The organism is Burkholderia sp. DN3021, from assembly GCF_049805555.1.
Lineage (GTDB): Bacteria > Pseudomonadota > Gammaproteobacteria > Burkholderiales > Burkholderiaceae > Burkholderia > Burkholderia pyrrocinia_C.
Genome location: NZ_JBNCAB010000075.1, coordinates 1 through 6,203 on the forward strand (window position 1 = coordinate 1; position 6,203 = coordinate 6,203).

Here is a 6,203-nt window from a genome sequence, read left to right on the forward strand (position 1 = left end):
GGCCGCGGCCGCGCCTCAACAGGCCGGTGCGCGATGAGCGGCGGTGCGCCGATCGCGAGCGTCACGGCGCGGGCCGCGTGGCTCGCCGGCTACGACGCGAACGCGCGACGCGCGGCCGACTGGGTTCACGCGAGCTGGCACGGCGCGCTCGCGCCGCTCGTCGCGACGACGCGCGCGCATGCGCCCGCGCTGCGCGCCGCGTGCTCGCTGCTGCTGTTGCGCACGCTTGGGGCGACGTCGCCGTCGCTCGACGGTTTCGATGCACGTGCTGACCGGCTCGCCGCGCTGCCGGTCGCCGACACGCTGCGGCTGCTGCGCGTGCGTGCGCTGCTGTGCCGGCGCACCGAGCTGCGCCACTGGATCGACCGTGCGAGCCGCGAGCGGCTCGCCGGCTGGGTCGGCGCCGACGGCTGCAACGCGCTCGCGGCGTTGCCCGACGCGCCGCGCGCGCGCGATCTCGATCGTCGCGAGCCGGTCGCGCCGCTTGCGCAACTGTCCGGCGACGACATCGCGTGGGAAGGCTGGTGCCTGTTCGAACGCGAACGGGCCTGGGCGCCGGCGGGGCCGATGCGCATCGTGCGCCACGCGTTGCCGCGCGACATCACGCGCCCGCCGTGGATCGAACGCGCGGCGGCGGACGCGGACGGCGCGACGCTGCTCGCGCGCCTGCCGTCGCTGTTTCCGGAGTGGTCATGGCTTTTTGGCTGAAAAACCGGCAGATTCCGCTCACCGACGATTTCTGCTTCGACGCGCCGCACGGCGTGCTGCGGCGCGACGCGTTCGAGACGGTTCAGGCGCTCGACGCCGCGCTCGACGCGCTCGCGGCCGAACGCGACGCGGTGCTGCACGCGGCCCACGACGAAGCCGAACGGATCGGCGCCGACGCGCGCGCGCAGGCCGGCGCGCTCGTCGAAGCCGCGCGGCGCGAGCACGACAGCGCATATGCGCGCGGCTACGACGCGGGCCGCGCGCAGGCGATCGCCGACTGGCACGCGCAGGCGGCCGACTCGTTCGAGCAGGAGCGGCGCGTGCGCGACAAAATGCGCGAACGGCTCGCGGAGCTCGTCGCCGCGGCCGTCCAGCAGATGGTGCGCGCGGAGGACGCGCGCGGTCTGTTCGCGCGCGCGGCGGAAACGGTCGAGCGCGTCGTCGCCGGCGCAAGCTATCTGACGGTGCGCGTGTGCGACGCCGATTACGACGCCGCGCGCGAGCAGTTCGGGCTGCTAGCCGACGCGTGGCGCCGGCAAGGACGCAACGTGCCGGTCGAGGTCGTCGTCGAGCCGCGCGTCGCGCGCGGCACCTGCGTGTGCGAATCCGACTTCGGCACCGTCGACGCGAGCCTCGACACGCAACTGAACGCGATCCGCGCGGCGCTCGGCCGCGCACTCGACGACGCGAGCCGCCCATGAACGCACTGACCGATTTGTCCCGCGTCGCCGACGCGATGGCCGCGCGGCTTGCGATCGAGCCTGCCGTCGGCATGACGGGCAAGGTGCTCGAGGTGATCGGCACGCTCGTGCGCGTCGTCGGCCTCGAAGCGACGCTCGGCGAGCTGTGCGAGCTGCGCAGCGCGTCGGGCGCGCTGCTCCAGCATGCGGAAGTCGTCGGCTTCACGCGCAACGTCGCGCTGCTGTCGCCGTTCGGCACGCTCGGCGAGATCAATCGCGGCACGCGCGTGATCGGCTTGCGGCGGCCGCTGTCGGTGAAGGTCGGCAACGGCATTCTTGGCCGCGTGATCGACAGCTTCGGCGAGCCGATCGACGGGCGCGGCCCGCTCGACTACGACGTGCTGCGCCCCGTGCTCGCGCCGCCGCCGAACCCGATGTCGCGGCGGATGGTGGACGCGTCGCTCGCGACCGGCGTGCGGATCGTCGACGGCCTGATCACGCTCGGCGAAGGCCAGCGGATGGGGATCTTCGCGCCGGCCGGCGTCGGCAAGAGCACGCTGCTCGGGATGTTCGCGCGCGGCGCGTCGTGCGACATCAACGTGATCGCGCTGATCGGCGAGCGCGGCCGCGAAGTGCGCGAGTTCGTCGAGCTGATCATGGGCGAGGACGGCATGGCGCGCTCGGTGGTCGTGTGCGCGACGTCCGACCGCTCGTCGATCGAGCGCGCGAAGGCCGCGTACGCGGCGACCGCGATCGCCGAGTATTTCCGCGACCAGGGCAAGCGCGTGCTGCTGATGATGGATTCGCTGACGCGCTTCGCGCGCGCCGGGCGCGAGATCGGCCTCGCGGCCGGCGAGCCGCCCGCGCGGCGCGGCTTCCCGCCTTCCGTGTTCGCCGAGCTGCCGCGCCTGCTCGAGCGCACCGGGATGGGCGAGCAAGGCTCGATCACCGCGCTCTACACGGTGCTCGCCGAAGACGATTCCGGCAGCGACCCGATCGCCGAGGAAGTACGCGGGATTCTCGACGGCCATATCATCCTGTCGCGCGAGATCGCCGCGCGCAACCAGTATCCGGCGATCGACGTGCTCGGCAGCCTGTCGCGGATCATGCCGCAGATCGCGACGCGCGAGCACGTCGGCGCGGCCGGCCGGCTGCGCCAGTTGCTCGCGAAGCACCGCGAGATCGAAACGCTGCTGCAGCTCGGCGAATACCAGGCGGGCAGCGACGCGGCAGCCGACGAAGCGGTCGCGAAGATCGACCGGATCCGCACGTTCCTCAACCAGCGCACCGACGAGTACGCGCCGCCCGACGCGACACTCGCCGCGCTGCACGCGCTCGTCCAATGAGGAACCCGAAACAGCGCGCCTTCGAGACGCTGCTTGCGCGGCGCGAACAGCGCGGCGCGAAGCTGCGTACCGAGCAGGCCGCGCAGCGCGCCGAACGCGACGCGGCGGCGGCCGAGTTCGCGCAGGGCGAAGCGCACGCGCACGCGAAGCTCGATGCCGCGAATCGCTATGCGGCGCGCGTCGACGCGATGGCGGCCGGCCATGCGGCGTTTGCGATCGGCGATTACGCGGCGTGTCGCCGCTATCGCGACGTGCTGCTCGACGAACACACGCTCGCGAGCGCGCAGTGCGCTCGCCTGCATGCGGCGCTGCAGGCCAGGATCGAGCAGCTCGCCGCGACCGCACGCCGGATCGCGCGCAACGACGCGCAGATCGACGTCGTGCGCGAGCGGATCCGGCGGCTCGCGTGCGCGGCCGAGGCAGCCGCCGAAGACGTACAGGACGAGGAGATCGAGGAAGGCGTGCTCGCACGCCGGCTCGCGGCCGTGCGGGCCTCGACCTGAATCCTGTTCCCGCCAATGACGGCCGGCCCCACGAATGCATTCTCGACATCGCGGGAACGTGCCCTGGACATGCGCATGACGACCTACGACATCTTTCCGCTGCAGCACCTGGGCGACGAATTCATCGGCTTCATCGTGCTGCTCGCGCTGTCGAGCGAGCGGCTTCTCGTGATCATGACGATCCTGCCCGCGACCGCCGACAACGTGCTGAAAGGCCCGCTGCGCAGTGGCGCTGCCGCGATCTGGTGCCTGTTCGTCGCATGTGGACAGCAGGCGCTGATCCCGCAGCTTCGCGGCGCGTTCCTCGTGATCGCTTGCGCGAAGGAAGCCGTGATCGGGCTCGTGCTCGGCATCGCGGCCTCCACCGTGTTCTGGGCCGCCGAGGCGATCGGCACCTACGTCGACGATGTCGCCGGCTTCAACAACGTGCAGATGCAGAACCCGAGCTCGGGCACGCAGACGTCGCTGATGGCGACGCTGCTCGGGCAACTGACGATCGCGTCGTTCTGGATGCTGGGCGGCATGACGTTCCTGCTCGGCGCGCTGTACGAATCGTATGCGTGGTGGCCGCTCGGGTCGTTCAACCCGGTTCCCGCGCCACTGCTCGAAATGTTCGCGCAGGCGCGGCTCGACATGCTGATGAACATGGTCGCGCGGATCGCGACACCGATGATGGCGATGCTGCTGCTCGTCGACCTGGGCCTCGCGTTCGTCTCGCGCTCGGCGCAGAAGCTCGATCTGATGTCGGTCAGCCAGCCGCTCAAGGGCGCGATCGCGGTGCTGATCGTCGCGGTGCTGGCGGGGAGTTTCGTGAGCGAGATGCGCGGGCAGATTTCGCTGGCGGGGCTCGCGCAGCAGGTGAAGCAACTGTCCGGCCGATAGGCGGGGCAACCGCTTTCGCACGGCGAGCGCCATCGAGACAGCGGACGTTCGGGGCGGTTCCACGCGGGCATTCATGCGAAGGATGCGTCGACGTCGTGGAAGAAACGCGCGCTGCGCGACGCGATCGACCCGCGCCCACCGGATTCCGATCCACGCACTCGACGTTTCGCTTTCGCGCCGCTCGCTTCGCGTATCCGGCCGTCACGCCCGCCGCGACGCGCATCATCCCTCCATCGACCGGCAGTTACCGTCATGCGGTTCCGACGGCGGAGCGGCCCGTCGATTTCGCCGTCGAGCGCCACGGCGCCCGACGCACTTTCCTCCTCTTGATCGAAGGTACCGACCATGACAAAAATCACCGGCGGCAGCACCGCGCCTCTCGACAATCACACCGCAACCACTTCGTCGAGCGACGATTCGCAGTCGACCCGGCGTTCGAGCGATCGACCGACGGGCGGCGCGACGCTGAGCGGACTGAACAATCTGTCGACGCCGCATACACGCCGCAACGACGTAACGAACCAGGCGGCCAGCCATATGGAGAAACCGGGTGCGACGTACTATTCGGCGGCCGTGTTTGGAGTCAGCTCGGTGCTGCAGCACGGCCAGCTCGGCATCACGGAGGGCTCGCACAACAGCGTGGTGGGCAATCTCGACGGCATCTCGCAAGGCAAGCAGACGCATACGGGCGCGCACATGAACGAAAGCAAGTCGTTCGGCAAAGACGCGGTCGAGCATTTTCAGCGCGGAGAGTATCGCGACGCCGCGGTCACCGCGGCCGGTTCGGCGATCAACGCCGTGGCTTCGATGACCGTCGGGCCCGCGCGCGATTTCGAGACGGCCCGGCAACATCCGGATCCGAAAATCTCCGTGGCCGCGTCGGCGAGCCTGCATCAGGACTTCGCGACGCTGCCTTCTCCGACGCACGAATGACGCATTCGATGCGTCACGCGGCGCGCCGCCTCGCCCCCCGTCCCGCGGGGGCGAGGCGCTGGAACGGTCGTTGTAGCGGGAGGCGACCATTCCAATTATTGAACTGGCAAGCGGATATTTAAGAATAGTTTTGACGACAAAAATATTCGCAATATCTGAATTTGTTGTATTTATCAATTCAATTCCCGACCATGCCGAACACCGCGTCGGCATTCATTCCGCGACTCGCACCAGTCACTCGAGCCTCGCACGAATGACGGTCATGCCAACCGTACCGGCGATCCCCGGCGCACCTGTCAATTCTCCCAGCTTGGCGTTCCGCATTCCGTTTCTACACTTCATTTAGCTCGACGCGGCATCGTTTGGACGAATCGATGATTTCCCGACGAAGTCCTCGCCTTTGATCAAGAGTAGTCCCCCGAACCACTCGAACTACGAGGAAATCATGCCGACAGAACTCATCATCCCGTCGCAGAACACACTGGCCACCAGCTTCACCATCCAGCCGCAAGACGTAACCGGCACGCAGATTACCTTTCACTACGACTCGATGCCGGGGAATCAGCCGAATACGTACGGTAACACCGTCTTCCTGTGGCAGACGTCGCAGCCGTTCATTCCCGTCAATACCCAGCCCCTCAACGCGCAGCTCATCACCAACAACCAGCCCAACGGCTCGAACGTGTTCCTCGGGCTCTCGGTGAGCTCCGAGCCCTACCTGGTGGCTTTTGCGGTGGGGAATTCCGTGAAGAACATCGTGGACTCGGTGTACATCCAGGCCAGTGGCAACCAGCCCCCCGACCCGGTTCATCCGACGCTACAATCCCCGTCGATCCTCGTTACCAGCTACGGCTCGACCTCCGTGTCGTTCTCGTACACCACGCCGGTCGGCATGACGCCGCAGAGCGACGGCGACTGGGTCGGGCTGTGGCAAGGTCAGGGGGCGTCGGTCGTCTACAGCCTGCCGCCCACCTGGTTCGGACAGCTAGGCAGCAACGCCAACCAGGGGAACTGGGGGCTCAACCTTTCCAGCGGGAACATCCAGCGCGGCACCATGTACACCCTCGCTTATTTCAAGGGCGGCTACGCGCAGACCAATCCCAAGCAGACCACGCTCGCCGCCACCACGACTTTCACGGGCTGAGCGAGGA

General features: G+C 68.4%; 7 protein-coding genes and 1 pseudogene. 7 read left to right on the forward strand and 1 reads right to left on the reverse strand.

What is annotated here, in order from left to right; translation table 11 throughout:
- The first annotated feature begins 33 nt into the window (after positions 1-33).
- The 5 genes and pseudogenes from ACPUER_RS28075 to sctT all read left to right on the forward strand — a co-directional run.
- Positions 34-708 carry a type III secretion protein HrpB4 gene (locus ACPUER_RS28075; RefSeq protein WP_425132700.1) on the forward strand — a complete coding sequence of 225 codons (675 nt, stop codon included), beginning with the start codon at positions 34-36 and terminating at the stop codon, positions 706-708.
- Positions 693-1,409, forward strand: coding sequence for a type III secretion system stator protein SctL (sctL, locus tag ACPUER_RS28080; RefSeq protein WP_425132690.1), 717 nt, complete (start codon positions 693-695; stop codon positions 1,407-1,409). The genes ACPUER_RS28075 and sctL overlap by 16 nt, the downstream gene beginning before the upstream one ends.
- Positions 1,406-2,734, forward strand: coding sequence for a type III secretion system ATPase SctN (sctN, locus tag ACPUER_RS28085; RefSeq protein WP_425132691.1), 1,329 nt, complete (start codon positions 1,406-1,408; stop codon positions 2,732-2,734). Before sctL ends, sctN begins: the two co-directional genes overlap by 4 nt.
- Positions 2,731-3,237 carry a type III secretion protein HrpB7 gene (locus ACPUER_RS28090; RefSeq protein ID WP_425132692.1) on the forward strand — a complete coding sequence of 169 codons (507 nt, stop codon included), beginning with the start codon at positions 2,731-2,733 and terminating at the stop codon, positions 3,235-3,237. The genes sctN and ACPUER_RS28090 overlap by 4 nt, the downstream gene beginning before the upstream one ends.
- A 75-nt stretch (positions 3,238-3,312) precedes the next feature.
- A pseudogene (gene sctT / locus ACPUER_RS28095) lies at positions 3,313-4,110 on the forward strand (type III secretion system export apparatus subunit SctT); the annotation flags it as partial.
- An 80-nt stretch (positions 4,111-4,190) separates the two neighbouring features.
- Here sctT and ACPUER_RS28100 read toward each other — a convergent pair.
- Positions 4,191-4,466 (reverse strand): hypothetical protein, encoded by a 276-nt coding sequence (locus ACPUER_RS28100; RefSeq protein WP_175959171.1) that lies wholly within the window; start codon positions 4,464-4,466, stop codon positions 4,191-4,193.
- Between ACPUER_RS28100 and ACPUER_RS28105 the strand changes: the two genes are divergently transcribed.
- Together ACPUER_RS28105 and ACPUER_RS28110 are read left to right on the forward strand one after the other, a co-directional pair.
- On the forward strand, positions 4,465-5,052 hold the full coding sequence (locus ACPUER_RS28105; RefSeq protein WP_175959172.1) for a hypothetical protein: 588 nt from the start codon (positions 4,465-4,467) through the stop codon (positions 5,050-5,052). The genes ACPUER_RS28100 and ACPUER_RS28105 overlap by 2 nt on opposite strands.
- Before the next feature lie 445 nt (positions 5,053-5,497).
- Positions 5,498-6,196, forward strand: a complete 699-nt coding sequence (locus ACPUER_RS28110) for a hypothetical protein (protein WP_425132693.1) — start codon at positions 5,498-5,500, stop codon at positions 6,194-6,196.
- The last annotated feature ends 7 nt before the right edge of the window (positions 6,197-6,203 follow it).

Excerpts from the sequence above, each read along its gene's own strand:
- ACPUER_RS28075 (WP_425132700.1), top strand. The coding sequence starts at position 34 with ATGAGCGGCGGTGCGCCGATCGCGAGCGTCACGGCGCGGGCCGCGTGG.
- sctL (WP_425132690.1), top strand. The coding sequence starts at position 693 with ATGGCTTTTTGGCTGAAAAACCGGCAGATTCCGCTCACCGACGATTTC.
- sctN (WP_425132691.1), top strand. The coding sequence starts at position 1,406 with ATGAACGCACTGACCGATTTGTCCCGCGTCGCCGACGCGATGGCCGCG.
- ACPUER_RS28090 (WP_425132692.1), top strand. The coding sequence starts at position 2,731 with ATGAGGAACCCGAAACAGCGCGCCTTCGAGACGCTGCTTGCGCGGCGC.
- ACPUER_RS28105 (WP_175959172.1), top strand. The coding sequence starts at position 4,465 with ATGACAAAAATCACCGGCGGCAGCACCGCGCCTCTCGACAATCACACC.
- ACPUER_RS28100 (WP_175959171.1), bottom strand. The coding sequence starts at position 4,466 with ATGGTCGGTACCTTCGATCAAGAGGAGGAAAGTGCGTCGGGCGCCGTG.
- ACPUER_RS28110 (WP_425132693.1), top strand. The coding sequence starts at position 5,498 with ATGCCGACAGAACTCATCATCCCGTCGCAGAACACACTGGCCACCAGC.